Here is a 16,441-nt window from a genome sequence, read left to right on the forward strand (position 1 = left end):
ACCCGAACGAGATTCATAGAATCGGCACCGCATCCGGCCCGAAATCCCGCGGAGGTTCCCGATGGCGCGCGCGGCGCACCGTGCCAGTGGCAGGCCCGTCACGGTGGGGGAGCTGATGCTCCGGCCGGACGTCCACGGGCGGCGTCGCCCGGAGGACCTGGAGGTCCTGGAGCTGGCCTACCGCATGCGCCGCCGGGTGGGGCCGCAGCCGGTCGTCCCGGTGGTGTCGGTCCGGGCGCGGGCCATGGCCGTGGTGGCCGGGTTCTGGCGGCGTAAGTCCCGGTAGGAGACTTGGGAAGTCTCTTGTGGACGGTCAGGCTGCACCGAGGCGGCCGGTGCCGGCCGCCTCGGTGAGCCGGACGTCAGAAGTCGGTCTTCGAAGGCATTTCCGGGACGGCGATGCGCGACTCCGGCGCATCCGGTTCGACTGCCGGGCAATGGGTTCCCCTGGCGGGGAGCTTGCCCGTGATCAGGTAGTCATCCGTCGCCTTGATCACGCAGTCGCTCTTCTTGAAGTACGCGCCGTGGCCCCAGCCGTCGTAGGTGAGCAGGGTGTTGCCGCTCTGGCGGGCCGCCGCCTGGGACCAGGCGTACGGCGTTGCCGGGTCGTGGCGGGCGCTCAGCAGCAACAGCGGGGGTGCGCCGTGGATCTGCAGCGGGTGCTGCGGGTTGCTCGTCCGGTTCGGCCAGCCGATGCAGCCCGTCACGGCCCGCCAGCCCAGGGAGTTGACCTTGACGTCCGGGGCGAGCGCCGCGGCCGCGCGGCGGTAGGTCTCCAGCTCCGCGAAGTTGTGCACCGGCAGGCGCCAGTCGTCGCAGAACACGCCCTGGAACACGGTGTTGACCGCGGTCTCGTCGCGCAGCCGGACGTTCGCGGTGGTGGTGCCGTCGGCGAACGACTTGAGCGTCTTGGCCAGGCCGTCCCAGGTGGGGCCGTAGAAGTTGCTCTGGAACAGCGATGCCAGGTCCATCGGGGTGACCTGCTCGCCGCTGATCGGGTCCTTCAGCGTGCCCCGCGCCGCCCTGTCCTGCAGGTCCCTGGTCACCTTCGAGACGTTGCGGCCGTGCAGGGCACACCTCGGCGTCCGGTCGCACCAGGCCGCGAACTCGGTGAACTCCGCCTGCACCGACTGGGTTTCGCTGTTGAGGAACTCCCACGCGGTGTACTGCGAGTGGTCCATGTTGCTGTCCAGCACGAGCGCGCGGATCCTGTCCGGGAACAGCTCGGCGTACTGCTGTCCCATGAGCGTGCCGTAGGAAACGCCGTAGTAGGTCAGCTTCGCCTCGCCGAGCGCCACGCGGATGGCGTCCATGTCCCGTGCGACGCTCTTGGTGTCGCCGAACTGGGCCAGCGGGCCGGTGAGCCGGTTGCAGCTCTCGCCGAGCTTGCGGTTGTACTCCGCGAGCTGCTCGAACTCGGCCTGGTTGCGCGGTACCACCGGATGGTCGGCGATCAGCTCGGCCAGCCCGCACTTGATCTGCGTGCTGTCGCCGACGCCGCGCGGGTCGAAGCCCACCGTGTCGAACCGCTTGGTGATCTCCGGGGAGAGCTGCCAGCCTTCCTTGACGGCGCCGGCACCCGGCCCGCCGGGGCCGCCCGGGTCCATCAGGATCGAGCCGATCCGGGCGGCCGGGTCGGTGGCCTTGCGCCGGGCCAGCGCGATGGTCGCGGTGCCCCGCTCCGGGTGGCCCCAGTCGATCGGGACGGTCACCGTGCCGCAGTCGACGTCCGGCGCGTCGGCGCACGGCTTCCAGGCGACGGATTCCGCCGCCGAGGCGGGCGCCGCCGCCAGAATGCTGCCCAGTACCGCCGTTGCCGCCGCGGCCGTCAGCAGCCGCTTCGATATCCCCGCCATGGCCCGCCCTTCCCCTCACCGACCGTGTCTGACCGGCTCCAGCAAATCACCGATCCGGTGAGTGCGCCAGCTTCCCAGGTGAATCACCCCGCGACGTCCACTGTGGACGAACGTTCCGCGCTCCGGAGCCACGCCGTCGCCGCCGTGCCGAGCACGCAGATCACCGTGAGCACGCCGAACGCCCAGCCGAACCCGGTCGCGGGGCTCGTGGCGAGACCGCGCGACAGCACGATGACGCAGAGCGCGCCGCCCACCGCGCCGCCGAGGCGCAGCACGATGTTCACCAGCGCGGTCGCGTGGCCCAGTTCGGCCGGGGCGACCGACGCGTACGCCGCCGTCGACGCCGGGATGATCGAAAGGCCCAGTCCCGCGCCGCGGATGAGCAGCAGTGCCTGGATCAGCCACATCGGTGTGTCCGGGCCGAGCCAGCCGAGCGGCACCGTGCTCGCGAGCACCACCAGTGTCCCGGTGAGCGCGACGGTGCCGCCGCCGTAACGGTCGGTCAACCGGCCCGCCACAAGGAGGAACACCGTCGTGGCAATCCCCATCGGCGCGAGCAGGACCCCGGCCTCGGCGGGCCCGGCGCCGAGCCGGACCTGGAACCACAGCGGCAGCAGCAGGATCGCGCCGAACATCCCGGCGCCGGAGAGCAGCACGGTCGTCAGCGCGGAGCCCATCACCGGCCGCGCGGCCAGCCGCAGCTGCAGCACCGGGTGCGGCGCGCGCAGCGACCACCAGGTGAACAACGCGAGCGCGGCGAAGCCGGCGGCCGCGAGCACGCCGTCGAGTTCGGTGAGCGCGTAGAGCAGCACCGGCAGGCCGAGCGAGATCAGCCCCAGGCCGCGCCAGTCCATCGGCGGCGGCTGTCCCCGGTCGCCGCGCGGCACGTACTTCAGGGCCAGCGCGAAGGCGACCAGCCCGATCGGCAGGTTCAGCCAGAACAGCACCGGCCAGGAGAAGTGCGCGAGGAGGAACCCGCCGGCACTCGGCCCGACGACCGGGGCGAGCCCGACCACCAGCCCCAGCGTGCCCATGGTGCGGCCCAGCCGTTCGGGCCCGACGGCCAGCCCGATCACGGTCTGCCCGGCGGTGACCATCACCCCGCCGGCCATGCCCTGCAGGGCCCGGAAGGCGATCAGCGCGACGGCGTCCGGTGCGAGCGCGCACGCCACCGACGTCAGCAGGAACGCGGCCAGCGACCACAGCCACAGCCGCCCGGCGCCCAGCCGCCGTACCAGCCACGGCGTGAGCGGAAGGGCGGCGGACAGGCCGAGCAGGAAGGCGGTGGCCACCCACTGGATTTCGACGAGGCCGACCCCCAGGTCCAGTCGCATCGATTCCAGCCCGAGCGCGACGATCGAGCCGTCCATGTTGCCGAGGAAGCCGCCGAGCGCCATGACGCCGGACGCGATCCAGACCGTGCGCGGGAGGGGAGGAGCAGTCATGACGCCGACGGTAGAAGCTGAAGCAAGGTGGAGGTCAATGGCGCGGGCCGCGGGTGAACTCGTCGAGGGTTATCCCCAGCAGCTCGCACACCGCGCGCAGCTCCGCACGCCGGTCGCCCGGGACCGCGTGGATGTGGTTGGCGCCGAACCGGGAAAGGAACGTCTCCGCCGTCACGTCGAGGCGGGCGAACGCGTGCGGCCACTCCGGGGTCGACTGTGCCTCCAGTGCCGAAGTCGTTGCCTCGTCGTAGTTCTCGAACTCGCCCAGCATCAGCTGCAGCCGGTACGTGCCGTCCAGGCGGGTCAGCCGGGCCAGGGTCATCTGCCCCGGCGCCGCGATGTGGTGGACCGAGGCGCCGCCCGCCGGGAAGAAGAACACTTCCGGGTGCAGGGTCACGCGGGCCAGGTTCTCCGCCGGGTCGTCGCTGCGGGCGGCGAACCACGTCGCGTGCTGGCCCGAGTTGCACAGGTCCCAGATGTCCCGGTCGGCGTGGTGGTGGCGGACGTCGGCGAACAGGACCGGTGTTCCCGCAAGGTGTTTCATCAGCTGCATCGTGAGCGCACCGTCCATATCGGCCTCGGTCGCGCACACGTGTGTCTCTTTCGGACCGTTCCAGTCGTACGGGTCGTTGAGGAACGCCTCGGCGACGTCCATCGTCGCGAAGTGCTGCGTCAGCTCCGGCTGGCCCTTGATGCCGGTGAAGTCCAGGTGCCACTCCTCGATCAGCGACCGCATCGCCAGGTACGCCCCGATCTGCCGCTCCAGCAGCGACGGGGTCAGCTTGACGCTGTCGTAGCGGACGGTCGCGTATCGCTCCAGCCACTCGCGGGCCCGCCGCTTTTCCGCCGGGTCGGCCGCTTCCGCGCGCCGGACGATCTCCCACTGGTCGATCTCCTCGACGTCCACCCCGAACTGCCGGTGCCACTGGTCGGTGTTGGCGACGGCGGTGTTCATGCCCATCGGCCGTCCGCCGATGCGGCCGAACGTGCTGCCGCGCAGCTTCGCGACGGCGGCGGCCGCCCGCGCCCGCGTCCCGATCGCCGCGGCCAGTTCCGGGTCCGCCGGGTCGCCCCACAGCCGGACGTGCCTGCGTCCGACCTGGTCGAGCGCGCCGCCGGCGGCGAGCATCCCGACCAGGCCCGGCTGCACCGGATCGGTGTTCGCCACCAGCACCAGCGGCCCGCTGAGCGCGTTCGCGGCGAGCATCGTGAAGTGCGGGAACGCCCAGACGCAGTAGTGCAGCACGGTCAGGTCCACATCGGCCGCTTCGATCTCGCGCGCGACCGAGGTGGCCAGCGTATTGGCCGATACCGGCGCCGAGCCGCGGACGACTTCGTGACCCGCTCCGGCGAGCGCCGCGACCAGCCGGTCCTCGGTGCCGCCGAGGAAGCCGGCAATTCCATTGTGGACGTAGTCGCGGCCGTCGGAGAGAGTGATGACGCCGATGCGTGCCATGCGGATCCTTCCCGTGGGTTCAGCGGTTGCCCTTCGCGTAGACCTCGGCGGCGTTCGCCTGCGTGACGAGCTGCGTCGGCAGCAGCTGCGTCTTCGCCGGTTTCGCGCAGTCGACGAGGATGCTCTTCGCGGACGCCACCGCTTCGCGTCCGCCCGTCGGGTAGACGAACGTCGCGGCGAGGCGCCCGGCTTCGACCGCCTTGATCCCGCCGGACGGGATCGGCAGGCCGTCGATGCCGACGAACTTGACCTTCCCGGCCAGCCCGGCGGCCTTGGCGGCGAGGTAGGCGCCTTCGGCCATCGGGTCGTTCTGGGCGTAGACGGCCTGGATTTCCGGGTGTGCCTTGAAGACCGCGTCCGCCTGCTGCTGTCCCTTCTCGCGCAGCCAGTCGGCGTCCACAGTGGACACGATGTCGATACCGCGGCCCTCGATGCCCTTGGCGAAGCCGTCCTGGCGCTCCTTGGCCGGGGTGGACCCGGCGAGCCCGCGGATCTCGGCGATCTTCCCGCCGTGGGGCAGGATCTTCTCGGCCAGGTACTGCCCGGCCTGCCTGCCGATCTCGTAGTTGTCGGCGCCGATCCACTGCGTGTACGCGTCGCCGTCGACCTTGCGGTCCAGCACCAGCACCGGAATGCCCTTGTCGTAGGCCTTCTTCACCACCGCGGTCAGCGGGGCCGCCTCGTTGGGGCTGATGATCAGCAGGTCGATCCGCTGGACCAGGAAGTTCTCGACGTCGGCGACCTGCTTGGCGTTGTCCTGCTGCGCGTCGGCGAAGTGCACCGTGAACTGCGGGACCTCCTTGGCCGCGCGGGCGATGTCGTCGTCCATCTGCTTGCGGTACGGCTCGCTGAGGTTGGCCTGGCTGACGCCGATCGTGTACCGGCCGCCGGCTCCGTGGCACGCCGCCGTCGTGGCGCCCTGGCCGGAGTTCTCGTGCGTCGTGCCGCACGCGGCGGCGGCCAGCAGGAGCGCCAGTGCGGGCAGTATCCTTGGTGTTCCGGACATTTCGGCTTCCCCTCCTCGATGGTCACGGCCCGGGCCGCAGGCGCTGCAGGCCGGCGGCGGCGACGATGACCAGTCCCTTGATCAGCAGCTGCACGTTGGCTTCGACGTTGTCGAGCGTCAGGATGTTGTTGAGCACGCTCAGCAGCAGTGCGCCGGCGACCGTGCCGGAAACCGAGCCGCGGCCGCCCGAGAGCGCGGTGCCGCCGATCACGACGGCGGCGATGGCGTCGAGCTCGTAACCGGCGCCGTCGTTGGGACTGCCCTGGTTCAGCTGGCCGGCGTGGATGATCCCGGCGAGCGCGGCCAGCAGCCCGCTCAGCCCGTAGACGAGCACCTTGACCCGGGTGACGGCGACACCGGAGAGCCGCGCGGCCTTCTCGTTGCCGCCGATCGCGTACACGTGCCGGGCGAACGCGCTGGTCCGCAGGAACACGATCGCCGCGACCGCGACCACCGCGAAGATCACCGCAGGCACCGGCACGAGACCGCCGAACGTGCGCTCGCCGAGCAGCGAGAACGCGACCGGTGCCTCGCCGGGCCCGTCGCCGTACGCGATCGCGACGCCCTGTCCGCCCGACCAGATCCGGGCCAGCCCGCGCGCGACCTGCAGGCCGGCGAGGGTAACGATGAACGCCTGGATCCCGAACACCGCCGAGGCGAGGCCCTGCAGCAGGCCGAACGCGAGCCCGGCGGCGAGCACCAGCAGCACGGCGGGCACGAGGCCGAAGCCGTCCTGCACCAGCAGCACGGCCGAGCCGACGGCGGCGAGCCCGAGCATCGCGCCGACCGACAGGTCGATCCCGCCGGCGAGGATCACGAACGTCATGCCGATGGCGATGATGCCGATCTCGGCCGTCGCGCGGACGACGTTGAAGAGGTTCTCGCCGGTGAGGAAGTCCGGGAAGCCGTCGTGGGACGGCGAAAACACGATTGCCGCGACGAGCACGAGGACCAGGCCGAACAGGCTCTGGAAGCGGAACAGCGTGGCCGCGACCGCCGCGCCGCGCCCGGGCAGGAACTCGGTCGTGGTCATCGGATTTCCCCCATCGCGGCCGCGAGCAGCTCGGCCTCACCGGCGTCGTGCGTGTCCAGTTCCCGTTCGCTGCGGCCGTCACGCAGCACGACGACGCGGTCGCACACCCCGACCAGCTCGGCGGGCTCGGACGACGCGAGCAGCACCCCGATGCCGCGCGCGGCCGCGTCGGCCAGCAGCCGGTAGATCTCCGCCTTCGCGCCGACGTCGACGCCGCGGGTCGGTTCGTCGAGCAGCAGCAGGTCCGGCTCGGTGAGCAGCGCCCGTGCGAGCACCACCTTCTGCTGATTTCCGCCGGAGAGCGTGCCGGCCGGATCGGCGAGCGCGCCTGACACACCCAGCTCGCCGAGGACCTCCCCGGCGGTGGCGTTTTCCCTGCGGCGGCGCAGGAAACCCGCCGTCGCCAGTCTGTCCACAACGGACAGTACGGTGTTCGCGCGGACGGAGTGGTCCAGGGCCAGCCCCGCGATCCGGCGGTCCTCCGGCACCAGCGCGAGCCCGAGCCGGACGGCGTGACGCGGGGAGCGTGGCCGGACTTCCCGGCCGTCCAGCCACATCCGGCCCTGCCACCGGCCGGGCGTTCCGGCGCCGAAGAGCGTCTCCAGCAGTTCGGTGCGCCCGGAGCCGAGCAGCCCGCCGAGGCCGACGATCTCACCGCGGCGGACGGTGAGCGTGATCCCGGCGGGTTCGCGGCGGCCGGGCCGGTACCGCCGCGGGCGCAGCGCGAAGTTCTCGAGCCGCAGCAGCTCGCCGGTGGATCCGGTATGTCGGACGCGGAACAGCGCCTGGACCGGGCGGCCGAGCATGGCCTCGGTGACCTGCTCGGCGGACAGGTCGCGGGCGGCGAACTCGCCCGTGACGCGGCCGTTGCGCAGGACGGTGGCGCGGTCGGCGATCCGGCCGATTTCCCCGAGCCGGTGGGAGATGTAGACGATCCCGGCGCCGGCGTCGCGGAGTTCGCCGATCACCTCGGCCAGCCGTTCGGCCTCGGTACCGGTCAGCGCGGACGTCGGCTCGTCCATGACCAGCACGCGGGCGTCGAGGGCGAGCGCCTTGGCGATGGCGACCAGCTGCTGCTCGCCGGTGCGCAGCTCGCCGACGGGCCGCTTCGGGTCGAGGGCGATCCCGATGCGGGCCAGCAGTTCCCGCGTCTCGCGGTGCATTCGTTTCCGGTCGGCCGTGCCCGCCTTCGTGTGCGGCTCGCGGCCGAGAAAGATGTTGGCGGCGACGGAAAGTCCCGGCACGAGATCGAGTTCCTGCGGAATCATGGCGATTCCGCGGCGCCGGGCGTCCAGCGGCGAGCCGAAGGTGACGGTCTGGCCGTCGACCTCGACGGTGCCGTGGTATCCGGTGACGTCCCCGGAGAGAATCCGCACGAGCGTCGACTTCCCGGCACCGTTTTCCCCGAGCAGCGCATGCACCTCCCCGCGGCGCACGGTGAAGCCGACGTGGTCGCAGGCGAGCGTTCCGCCGTAGGCCTTGCTCACGCCGGTCATCGCGACCAGCGGGGTACCCGGCTCTTCCATGACACCCCTCGCGTCGGCGGAAGATGGGAGTAATCGATTACTCCGACGCTAGGGCGGGTGCGGAAGTGTGTCAAGCGTCACTTCGGGCAGTTCGGAGTGCGGGGTCGGCTGCCCGGGCGGGCTACCGCGCTCGCCGAGCCGAGCCGAGCCGAGCCTAGCCGAGCCGAGCCGAGCTGGGCCGAGCCGGGCCGAGTCGAGCCGGGCCGAGTCGAGCCGGGCCGAGTCGAGCCGGGCCGAGTCGAGCCGGGCCGAGTCGAGTCGAGCCAAGCCGGGCCTGCTTGCCCGGCCGGGCTGCCGTGCTCACCAAGTCGCGCCCGCTGTCAGGCCGAGTTACCGGGTCGAGCTGCCACGCACCACGAGCCGCGCCGCGAGGGTCGTCGTGGCTGCCGGTCGCTCGCCGCGGTCGCCGATGCGGGCCAGGAGCAGGCGGGCCGCCAGCTGGCCCATGGCATGCGCCGGCTGGGCGACGACCGTCAGTGCCGGCGAGATCAGCGTCGCCCACGGTGCTTCGTCGAACGACACGATCCCCACGTCGCGGCCCGAACGCAGGCCCAGCTCCGCCATCGCCTGCAGCACGCCCACCGCCATCGTGCTGCTGGACACCAGGAGCGCGTCCGGCCGGTCGGGCCCGGCCAGCAGCTGTGCCGCGGCTTCGCGCCCGCCTGCCTCGCGGAATTCGCAGCGGCGCACCAGTTTCGCCGCGTATCGACGCCCCGCCGCGCGGAGTCCGTCGCGGTAACCGTCGAGGCGCTCGTCCGCCGTGGTGATGCCGGGCGGGCCCGCGATGCAGCCGATCCGCCGGTATCCCTGTGCCGCCAGGTGCTCCACGGCTTCCCGGGCCGCGGCGCGGGAGTCGACGAGCACCGCGTCGCAGTCCGCCGAGCCGAGCCGGCGGTCGATCGTCACGATCGGCGTCCGGTGTGCCAGCAGTGGCCGGACGTCGCTGTCGCCGGTGGTGGGCGACATGATCACGCCCGCCAGCCGTTCCTGGGCCGCGACCTCGACGTACCGGCGTTCCTTGGCGGTGTTCTCGTCGGAGTTGCACAGCATCACCGAGTACCCGGCGGCCTGCGCGGTGTCCTCGACGCCGCGCGCGATCGCCGTGAAGAACGGGTTCTCCACGTCGGAGATGATCAGCGCCAGCACCGCGGTCTCCCGGCGGCGCAGGCTGCGGGCCAGGCCGTTCGGGGTGTAGCCGAGCTGCTCGACCGCCCTCGCCACCCGTTCGGCCAGCACGGGGTCCACAGTGGACTTCCCGTTGAGTGCCCGCGACACGGTCGCGGTCGAAACCCCGGCCAGCGCCGCCACGTCGGAGATCGTCGCCACCCGTGTCCTCGCCCGTTGTCGTCGGCAGTGTTCCGCACACCATAGCGTGCCGGTAATCGATTTCCTGCATACCGACGCGGGTTGTGCTATGCATGAGTAATGCATGAATCGCGGCTGGCGAACCTGCTGGGCGCGGCCGTGCTGACGCTGTCCGACCGGATGACGGCCGCCGCCGCGGCGGCCACCGGGGTCAGTCTCAGCGGGACGGCCGCGCTGGTCGTCCTCGCCGGGTTCCCCGGGCTCGGCGGCACCGAGCTGGGCCGCCACCTCGGACTCAGCCAGCCTGCCTGCGCCCGGATGCTCGACCAGCTGGAGGCCCGCGGCCTGGTGAAGCGGCAGGCCAGGCGGGGCCGTGCGGTCGCCGTCGACCTCACGACCGCCGGGCAGGCCGCCGCGGGACGGGCACTCGAAGCCCGGGAAGCCGTCCTGGCCGACGCCCTGCGCGCGGTGCCGGACGCGGCCGCGCTCGAACCGCTCCTGGAGTCGCTGCTGCGCGGCCTGCACGCCGAGGTCGGCTCGGGCGATCTGATGTGCCGGCTCTGCGACCGCCCGGGCTGCGTCGCGCAGCAGCGGAGCTGCCCGGTGGGGGAGGCCGAAAGGAGGTCCTGATGGGGAACGTCCTCGCGCTCGTCTCGGCCCTGTGCTTCGGGGTCACGCACTTCGTCAGCGGGCTGGTGTCCCGGCGCGCGCCGGGCATGACCGTGTCGCTGTACACCCAGGTCGCGGGCACTGTGGTGACCATCCCGCTCGCCGCGTTCTCCGGTACGCCCTCCGCGGCCGCGCTCGGCTGGGGTGCGCTGTCCGGCGCGGGCACCGGCGTCGGCGTCGCGTTCCTCTACCGCGCGATGGGCAAGGGCGCGATGAGCCTCGTCGTGCCCGCGAGCGACGTCGCCGCCGTCGTCCTTCCGGTCCTGTTCGGACTGCTCCTGCTGGGCCAGCCGCTTTCGCCGCTCGCGGTCGCGGGGGTCTGCTGCGCGATCCCCGCGTTGTGGCTGGTCTCGCGCGGAAGCGGCGAAAAGCGCACGGCCGCCGGTATCCCGGACGCCTTCGTCGCCGGCCTCGGCTTCGCGGTCCAGTTCGTCGCGCTCTCGCGGATTCCGGCCGAGGCGGGGTTCTGGCCGGTGGCGCTCAGCCGCGCGGTGTCGGTCGCCGCCATCGCGGGACTGGTCGCGGCAACACACACGCCGTGGCGCCTGCCGTCCCGGCTGCTCTGGCCCGCCGCGTTCGCCGGGGCCTGTGGCAGCGCGGCGATCGTGCTCTACCTCTTCGCCGCGCAGCAGCAGCTGCTCGCGATCGCGACCGTGCTGGCCGCGCTCTACCCCGCTGTCCCGGTGCTGCTGGCCCTGGTCTTCCTGCGGGAACGGCTCAGCCGCGCCCAGGTCGCCGGGCTGGCGGGCGCGGGCGCGGCCATCGCGCTGGTGTCCCTAGGCTGAGCGACGGCCGCGGTAGTGCTCCAGCGCCGCGACGGACTCGGTGACCTGCTCGAAACTCGGCAGCGCGCGCACGTTCGCCACGAGTGTCATGTCCTTGCGCGGAATCTCCACGAAGCACACCTCCACTCCGGACCGTTCGGCATGGGCGGCGACCTCGGCCTGCCAGCCGGGCAGGTCGAAGTCGTCGCCGAGCCATTCGTGCAAGTACACGCACCATTTCCCGCGCAGCAGCTCGCCCGCGATGGCTTCCAGGCTCACCAGGTACGGCTCGGTCACCATGACCGTTCACCGGCACACCAAGGCACTGCATCCTCCCGCACCCCGGCGGCGACCCCTACCGCCGGAAAGCGCCGCCAACATACCGGTGAAAATGGTTCACGGCAACCGGTTCCCGCCGGTGCGGAAGTGACGTGCGGATGCACGTGCCGCTTGCCGGTTCACCAGCGCGTGCGCAGGAGATTCGGGGTCCCGCCGAAGTAAGCGCTGTCGGCGACGTAGAGCGTGTCCCCGCGGACGGCGACCGACGTCGGATTGGCCAGCCCGTCCGAAGTGGACAGGATCGTGCGGACGCCGTCGCGGCCGATCGTCACGACGCGGTTGTCCTGGTTGATCGCCGCGACGACGGTGTCGCCGTGGAAGGCGAAGTCGTCGACCGGGCCGAGCCCGGTGGCGACGACGCGGCCGGGGCCGCCGGCCAGCGGGAACCGGACGAGCGTGCCGCGGTCCAGGTTGGACACCCAGAGCGCGCCGTCGTGCACCTTGACGCCGTTCGCGCCGAAGCCGGTCACCGGGGCGAGCAGGTCGCCGGTGGCCCAGTCGGTGACCTGCCCGGTGGACGGCGAGACGCGGCGGACGACCGAGCCGAACGAGTCGGCGACGAAGAGGTCGCCACTGGCCGGATCGCGCGCGACGCCGTTCTGGAAGCCGGACGGCGGCAGCGCGGCCACCTGTACCGGCGGGATTCCCGGGCGCACCCGGTAGAGGCCGGTCGCCGCCGTGCCGGTGGAGACGGCGACGTACAGCTCGCCGCCGGGCGCCCGGACGATGCCGCCGAGGAACAGCTTCCGGTGCAGCACCGGGACGTCGCCGTCCGCGGGGACCGGGATCCGGGCGAGGACATCGACCCGGCCGCCGGGGCCGACCCGGCCGATCTCGCCGGTGTAGGCGAACGTGAGGTCGGCGGAGCCGCCGGGCTCCAGCGCGATGTTCTCCGGCTGCTGCCCGGCGGCGAGGTCGAGCGGGACGATCCGCGGCACCGCCTGCGCGGGCGCGGCCGGGAGGGCGAAGACGGCGGCCGCCGCCAGCGCGGTGCCGATCTGCTTGATACGCAAGGAAAACTCCGTCGTGGTCGGGATTGCCGTGCCGTCGACGGTAGGGCCGGGACGCCGCCGGCCGCCAATAGCTCAGCATGGACGGACCATCGGAAAACCGATCACAGGTCGCGGGCGAAGCAGCGCGAAATCGCCGAGCCGCGGTACGGCCCGTAAAGCTCGATCGGGGTGTAGCCCTCGCGTTCGTAGAAGCGGATCGCGTCGGGCTGCCCGGTGCCGGTCTCCAGCAGGAGCCGGGTGAGGCCGAGGCGTCTCGCGTGGTCTTCGAGCGCGCGCAGCAGGGCGGTCGCGACGCCGGTGCCGCGGACACGCGGCTCGACGTACATGCGCTTGATCTCGCCGGAGCCGGGGTCGAGCAGCCGGAGGCCGCCGCAGCCCACGGCGGCGCCGTCGGCGTCGCGGGCGACGAGGAAGACCGCAATGGTCTCGGCGGTCGGGGCGGCGCCGGGCTCGTGGTTGTCGATGCCGTAGCGCGCGTCGAGTTCGGCGCCCTGGGCGGCGCGCAGGCGGACGGCGTCGGGATCGTCCCAGGTCACTGGGGTGATCGTGAGCGTGGATTCCATGGCTTCCCCTTTTCGTAACAGACGTTACCGTAGCAGCTGTTACGCTTCGCGGGAAGGAGGTTGCCGATGCCGAGGCAGCGTGACGTCCAGGCGCAGCGCGAGCTGCTGTCGAATGCGACGTGGCAGGTGCTCGCCGAGGACGGCCTGCCGGGGCTGACGCTGCGCGCGGTCGCCGAGCGCGCCGGCTGCACGACGGGCCTGGTGATGCACGCGTTCCCGACGAAGCGGGCGCTGCTGCTGCACGCGCGTGACCTGCTCTACGAACGCACGGCCGTGCGCCAGGACGCTGCCGAGGCCGCGAGCGCCGACGCGTTCGATGCGCTGGCGGCGGTCCTCGGCCAGGCGGTCGACCTGCCCCACGGCCACCACGAGGAATCCCGCGTGTGGGTGGGATTCCTGGCGGCGGCACTGGCCGACGAGGCACTGGCCGAGCGCCACCGCGCGGCCAACCGCTCGTTCCTGGCCCGCATCCGGCGGCTGGTGGCGGCCTGCCGTCCGAAGTGGACGGACGAGCAGTGCGAGCTGACGACGAAAAGCCTGGTGGCCCTGGTGGAAGGCCTGAACGTCCTGGCGGCGGCCGACCCGGAAGCCTACCCGGCCCGGCTGCAGCAGGAGGCGCTGGCGAAGGCGCTCACCGAACTGCGGGCGTGATCAGTGGTGCACGTCCCCGTGCATCCGGCCGATCTGGATGGCGGTGCCACCGTGTATGCCGGTGATCACGTTCGTGGTGCCCGCGGCCGGCACTTCGTCGCGGACACCGGCGAGTTTGTCCCGGTATTCGGTGCTGATGCCCTGGCGCAGCAGTTCCCCGCTGGGATTCGGCACGTAGAGATAGACGGTGCCGCGGTATTCTTTCACTTCGACGTCGGCCGGGACGACCCGCGATTCCGGCAGTTCGGCGTATCCTCCGGCGAGCACGTCCTCGAAAATCCGTTGTGACAACACGACGGAAAGAAAGGTCTGGTCGGGATCGGAAAGGGTGAGCACCTCCCGCACGGGCGCGGAATCGAGCAGCCGGTGCGTGGTGATCACCGCCGACCCGACGGCAACCGCCGAGCTGGCAGCGGGATCGGCCGCGCGGATGGGCCCGACGTTGAGGCTGGCCCGCATCCGCATCCGCACGTAACGGCTGGTGGCCCGCAACCGCGCATCCCGTTCCTTGAGGACGGTTTCCAGCTCATCGAACAGTTCCGGAACAACGGCGGGCAGAAACCGCGGCTCGAACCCGACGGCAAAACCGTCCCCGGTTCCGTGCGGAAACAGCGCACCCTCCCAGACCTCCCGCAACCCGGCCCGTTCGAAGGCCTGGGCGAGCACGTCGGGAATCAGCCCGGCGAGCATTTCCTGCGCGGTGCTTGAATTGCTGCCGAACCCCTTGGTGTCGACCACCAGCAGGGCCCGGTAGGGCGGCAGTTCCCTGTCCGTCGTCATGACGTCCTCCCCGTGTCGGTCTCTCCGAGTGTGCCCGACCTTCACGCCGCCGGGCCGAACCGGCGCCGGTACGCGCTCGGGCTGAGCCCGGTGTGCCGACGCAACTGCGCCCGCAGGTTGGCCGCCGTGCCGAAACCGCTTGCCGCGGCCACCCGGTCCAGCCGCAGCTCCCCGCGCTCGATCAGGCGGCAGGCCAGTGTCACCCGCTCTGTCGTCAACCACGCCAGCGGCGTCGTTCCCAGCTCCGCGCGGAACTTCCGGTGCAGCGTTGCCTGGCTCGTTGCCGCCCGGGTGGCCAGGTCGGCCACCGTCAGCGGGGTGTCCAGGCGTTCCAGGGCCCAGGCCAGGACCGGGGCCAGTGACGTGTCCGGGACCGCCGGGACCGGGCGGGCGATGAACTGCTGCTGGCCGCCGTCGCGGTGACCCGTGAACACCAGACGGCGGCTGACCGCGTTGACCACCTCCGCGCCGTGGTCGCGGCGGATCAGGTGCAGGCCGAGGTCCAGCGAGGCCGCGCTGCCCGCCGCCGTCAGGACGTCTCCCTCGTCGACGAACAGCACGTCCGGCTCCCAGCGGACCGCCGGGAAGCGCTCGGCGAACTCCGCCGCCCACTGCCAGTGCGTGGTTGCCCGCCGCCCGTCCAGGACGCCCGCCTCCGCCAGGGCGAACGCGCCCGTGCAGAAGCTCACCAGGCGGGCTCCGCGGTCCGCCGCCCGGCGGATCGCCGCGAGGATCGCCGGGTCCGTCGGCTCGCCCGTGTTCGGGCGGGCCGGGGCGATCAGCGTGTCCGCCGTGTCGGCCGCCTCGAGCCCGGCCACGCCGGACAGCGTGAACATGCCGAGGTTCATCCGCACCCGCGGCGTCGCCGCGCAGAGCGTGAAGTCGTACCAGGGCCGGTCCAGCTCCGGGCGCCGCAGCCCGAACAGCTCCGTCGCGACGCCCACCTCGAACGGGTTCGACTGCTCGGTGACGATGGCGACGACCCGGTGCGAGAATTCTTGCGGCATGTGCGATTCCTAGCACTCGCCCGCCCGGGACGCCAGGCGCACGATCAGGCCCATGAACCCGATCGACCTCACCGAAGTCCTCGCGAGCTTCGACGCCGTCTGGAGCCCGCGGATCGTCACCCGCGTCAACGACTACGACATCCGGCTCGCCCGGTTCGGCGGCGAGCACGTCTGGCACGTCCACGAAAACACCGACGAGTTCTTCCTGGTGCTCGACGGCGAGATCGAGATCGGCCTGCGGGACCCGGACGAACGCGTCGTGACGCTGGCGCGCGGGCAGGTCTTCGTCGTCCCGAAGGGCACCTTCCACAAGCCGTCGTCGAGGACGGGCGCGAGCGTGCTGCTGGTCGAGCCCGCCGGGACGCTCACGGTCGGCGACGCGCACGACGACGTCCCCGGCCACGTCGACGTCACGACCGGCCACCTGGTCTAGTTTCGGGGGCATGCTGACTGTCGTCCCCGTCGACCAGGTGTCCTGGGCGGACCTGGAAGCGATCTTCGGCGATCGCGGCGATCCGGCCCGCTGCCGCTGCCAGTACTTCAAGGACACGCCCGCCGAGTGGCGGTCGGGGACCGCCGAGGAGCGGGCACAGCGGTTCCGCGCGCAGACCGCCGACCACGCCACCGGGCTCGTCGCCTACCTCGACGGCGAGCCCGCCGGCTGGTGCGCGGTCGAGCCGCGCACCGCCTACCGGCGGCTCGCGAACAGCCGCCTGGTCTGGGCCGGCCGTGACGAGGACAAGGCCGACGACGGCGTCTGGGCGGTCACCTGCTTCGTCACGCGCAAGGGCTTCCGGCGCCGGGGCGTCAGCGCGGCCCTGGCCAAGGCCGCGGGCGACTTCGCCCGCGAGCGGGGTGCCCGTGCCGTCGAGGGATACCCGATCGTCGTCGACCCGGGACAGAAGCTCGCGTGGCCCGGCGAGCTGTTCGTCGGCACCGTGGGGATCTTCGCCGACGCGGGGTTCACCGAGGTGAGCCGCCCGACCGCGCGGCGGGTCGTCATGCGCCTGACCTGCTGAGTCTCTCTC

At 72.1% G+C, this 16,441-nt stretch carries 19 protein-coding genes; 6 read left to right on the plus strand and 13 right to left on the minus strand.

The features are described from left to right. Window positions 1-61 precede the first annotated feature (61 nt). Window positions 62-286 carry a hypothetical protein gene (locus ABJI51_RS22945; RefSeq protein WP_348953332.1) on the plus strand — a complete coding sequence of 75 codons (225 nt, stop codon included), beginning with the start codon at window positions 62-64 and terminating at the stop codon, window positions 284-286. Window positions 287-362: 76 nt separating this feature from the next. Here the strand turns inward: ABJI51_RS22945 and ABJI51_RS22950 are convergent, their stop codons facing one another. From ABJI51_RS22950 to ABJI51_RS22985, 8 genes are all read right to left on the minus strand, one after another. After that, window positions 363-1,856, minus strand: a complete 1,494-nt coding sequence (locus tag ABJI51_RS22950; RefSeq protein WP_348953333.1) for an alpha/beta hydrolase — start codon at window positions 1,854-1,856, stop codon at window positions 363-365. A gap of 83 nt (window positions 1,857-1,939) precedes the next feature. Beyond that, window positions 1,940-3,301, minus strand: coding sequence for an MDR family MFS transporter (locus ABJI51_RS22955; protein ID WP_348953334.1), 1,362 nt, complete (start codon window positions 3,299-3,301; stop codon window positions 1,940-1,942). Between the two features lie 34 nt (window positions 3,302-3,335). Next, window positions 3,336-4,757, minus strand: a complete 1,422-nt coding sequence (locus ABJI51_RS22960; RefSeq protein WP_348953335.1) for an L-fucose/L-arabinose isomerase family protein — start codon at window positions 4,755-4,757, stop codon at window positions 3,336-3,338. Window positions 4,758-4,776: 19 nt separating this feature from the next. Continuing rightward, window positions 4,777-5,763 (minus strand): substrate-binding domain-containing protein, encoded by a 987-nt coding sequence (locus ABJI51_RS22965; RefSeq protein ID WP_348953336.1) that lies wholly within the window; start codon window positions 5,761-5,763, stop codon window positions 4,777-4,779. Between the two features lie 22 nt (window positions 5,764-5,785). Continuing rightward, entirely contained in the window at window positions 5,786-6,796 is a 1,011-nt protein-coding gene (locus ABJI51_RS22970; protein WP_348953337.1) for an ABC transporter permease, read from the minus strand. Then, window positions 6,793-8,322 (minus strand): sugar ABC transporter ATP-binding protein, encoded by a 1,530-nt coding sequence (locus tag ABJI51_RS22975; RefSeq protein WP_348953338.1) that lies wholly within the window; start codon window positions 8,320-8,322, stop codon window positions 6,793-6,795. The genes ABJI51_RS22970 and ABJI51_RS22975 overlap by 4 nt, the downstream gene beginning before the upstream one ends. A 48-nt stretch (window positions 8,323-8,370) precedes the next feature. Then, complete coding sequence (locus tag ABJI51_RS22980; protein WP_348953340.1) at window positions 8,371-8,589, minus strand: pentapeptide repeat-containing protein; 219 nt, start codon at window positions 8,587-8,589, stop codon at window positions 8,371-8,373. Window positions 8,590-8,652: 63 nt separating this feature from the next. Then, window positions 8,653-9,648, minus strand: coding sequence for a LacI family DNA-binding transcriptional regulator (locus ABJI51_RS22985; protein ID WP_348953341.1), 996 nt, complete (start codon window positions 9,646-9,648; stop codon window positions 8,653-8,655). A gap of 99 nt (window positions 9,649-9,747) precedes the next feature. Here ABJI51_RS22985 and ABJI51_RS22990 point away from each other — a divergent pair, with 99 nt between their 5' ends. After that, window positions 9,748-10,257, plus strand: coding sequence for a MarR family winged helix-turn-helix transcriptional regulator (locus tag ABJI51_RS22990; RefSeq protein WP_348953342.1), 510 nt, complete (start codon window positions 9,748-9,750; stop codon window positions 10,255-10,257). Next, a complete protein-coding gene (locus ABJI51_RS22995) occupies window positions 10,257-11,081 on the plus strand; it encodes an EamA family transporter (RefSeq protein WP_348953343.1) in 825 nt (274 codons plus the stop codon). The genes ABJI51_RS22990 and ABJI51_RS22995 overlap by 1 nt, the downstream gene beginning before the upstream one ends. Here the strand turns inward: ABJI51_RS22995 and ABJI51_RS23000 are convergent. The 3 genes from ABJI51_RS23000 to ABJI51_RS23010 all read right to left on the minus strand — a co-directional run bounded on the left by ABJI51_RS23000 (window position 11,073) and on the right by ABJI51_RS23010 (window position 12,975). Beyond that, complete coding sequence (locus ABJI51_RS23000) at window positions 11,073-11,360, minus strand: hypothetical protein (RefSeq protein ID WP_348953344.1); 288 nt, start codon at window positions 11,358-11,360, stop codon at window positions 11,073-11,075. The genes ABJI51_RS22995 and ABJI51_RS23000 overlap by 9 nt on opposite strands. Window positions 11,361-11,518: 158 nt before the next feature. After that, window positions 11,519-12,412, minus strand: a complete 894-nt coding sequence (locus ABJI51_RS23005) for a hypothetical protein (protein ID WP_348953345.1) — start codon at window positions 12,410-12,412, stop codon at window positions 11,519-11,521. A gap of 101 nt (window positions 12,413-12,513) precedes the next feature. Further along, a complete protein-coding gene (locus ABJI51_RS23010; protein ID WP_348953346.1) occupies window positions 12,514-12,975 on the minus strand; it encodes a GNAT family N-acetyltransferase in 462 nt (153 codons plus the stop codon). A gap of 66 nt (window positions 12,976-13,041) precedes the next feature. On the opposite strand from ABJI51_RS23010, the gene ABJI51_RS23015 reads away from it, so the two are divergent. Next, complete coding sequence (locus ABJI51_RS23015; RefSeq protein WP_348953348.1) at window positions 13,042-13,626, plus strand: TetR/AcrR family transcriptional regulator; 585 nt, start codon at window positions 13,042-13,044, stop codon at window positions 13,624-13,626. On the opposite strand, the gene ABJI51_RS23020 is transcribed toward ABJI51_RS23015, so the two are convergent. Beyond that, complete coding sequence (locus ABJI51_RS23020) at window positions 13,627-14,406, minus strand: hypothetical protein (RefSeq protein ID WP_348953350.1); 780 nt, start codon at window positions 14,404-14,406, stop codon at window positions 13,627-13,629. Window positions 14,407-14,447: 41 nt separating this feature from the next. Then, window positions 14,448-15,413 carry a helix-turn-helix domain-containing protein gene (locus ABJI51_RS23025; RefSeq protein ID WP_348953351.1) on the minus strand — a complete coding sequence of 322 codons (966 nt, stop codon included), beginning with the start codon at window positions 15,411-15,413 and terminating at the stop codon, window positions 14,448-14,450. Window positions 15,414-15,465: 52 nt separating this feature from the next. Here ABJI51_RS23025 and ABJI51_RS23030 point away from each other — a divergent pair, with 52 nt between their 5' ends. Beyond that, the gene (locus ABJI51_RS23030) at window positions 15,466-15,846 is read left to right on the plus strand and encodes a cupin domain-containing protein (RefSeq protein ID WP_348953352.1); all 381 of its coding nucleotides are present in this window, start codon (window positions 15,466-15,468) and stop codon (window positions 15,844-15,846) included. Window positions 15,847-15,856: 10 nt separating this feature from the next. Next, the gene (locus ABJI51_RS23035) at window positions 15,857-16,432 is read left to right on the plus strand and encodes a GNAT family N-acetyltransferase (RefSeq protein ID WP_348953353.1); all 576 of its coding nucleotides are present in this window, start codon (window positions 15,857-15,859) and stop codon (window positions 16,430-16,432) included. Window positions 16,433-16,441 lie beyond the last annotated feature (9 nt).

Source organism: Amycolatopsis melonis, from assembly GCF_040064235.1.
In the GTDB taxonomy this organism is placed as follows: Bacteria; Actinomycetota; Actinomycetes; order Mycobacteriales; family Pseudonocardiaceae; genus Amycolatopsis; species Amycolatopsis melonis.

Coding starts and splice junctions, on each gene's coding strand:
- ABJI51_RS22945 (WP_348953332.1), top strand. CDS start 62: ATGGCGCGCGCGGCGCACCGTGCCAGTGGCAGGCCCGTCACGGTGGGG.
- ABJI51_RS22950 (WP_348953333.1), bottom strand. CDS start 1,856: ATGGCGGGGATATCGAAGCGGCTGCTGACGGCCGCGGCGGCAACGGCG.
- ABJI51_RS22955 (WP_348953334.1), bottom strand. CDS start 3,301: ATGACTGCTCCTCCCCTCCCGCGCACGGTCTGGATCGCGTCCGGCGTC.
- ABJI51_RS22960 (WP_348953335.1), bottom strand. CDS start 4,757: ATGGCACGCATCGGCGTCATCACTCTCTCCGACGGCCGCGACTACGTC.
- ABJI51_RS22965 (WP_348953336.1), bottom strand. CDS start 5,763: ATGTCCGGAACACCAAGGATACTGCCCGCACTGGCGCTCCTGCTGGCC.
- ABJI51_RS22970 (WP_348953337.1), bottom strand. CDS start 6,796: ATGACCACGACCGAGTTCCTGCCCGGGCGCGGCGCGGCGGTCGCGGCC.
- ABJI51_RS22975 (WP_348953338.1), bottom strand. CDS start 8,322: ATGGAAGAGCCGGGTACCCCGCTGGTCGCGATGACCGGCGTGAGCAAG.
- ABJI51_RS22990 (WP_348953342.1), top strand. CDS start 9,748: ATGCATGAATCGCGGCTGGCGAACCTGCTGGGCGCGGCCGTGCTGACG.
- ABJI51_RS22995 (WP_348953343.1), top strand. CDS start 10,257: ATGGGGAACGTCCTCGCGCTCGTCTCGGCCCTGTGCTTCGGGGTCACG.
- ABJI51_RS23000 (WP_348953344.1), bottom strand. CDS start 11,360: ATGGTGACCGAGCCGTACCTGGTGAGCCTGGAAGCCATCGCGGGCGAG.
- ABJI51_RS23010 (WP_348953346.1), bottom strand. CDS start 12,975: ATGGAATCCACGCTCACGATCACCCCAGTGACCTGGGACGATCCCGAC.
- ABJI51_RS23015 (WP_348953348.1), top strand. CDS start 13,042: ATGCCGAGGCAGCGTGACGTCCAGGCGCAGCGCGAGCTGCTGTCGAAT.
- ABJI51_RS23020 (WP_348953350.1), bottom strand. CDS start 14,406: ATGACGACGGACAGGGAACTGCCGCCCTACCGGGCCCTGCTGGTGGTC.
- ABJI51_RS23025 (WP_348953351.1), bottom strand. CDS start 15,413: ATGCCGCAAGAATTCTCGCACCGGGTCGTCGCCATCGTCACCGAGCAG.
- ABJI51_RS23030 (WP_348953352.1), top strand. CDS start 15,466: ATGAACCCGATCGACCTCACCGAAGTCCTCGCGAGCTTCGACGCCGTC.
- ABJI51_RS23035 (WP_348953353.1), top strand. CDS start 15,857: ATGCTGACTGTCGTCCCCGTCGACCAGGTGTCCTGGGCGGACCTGGAA.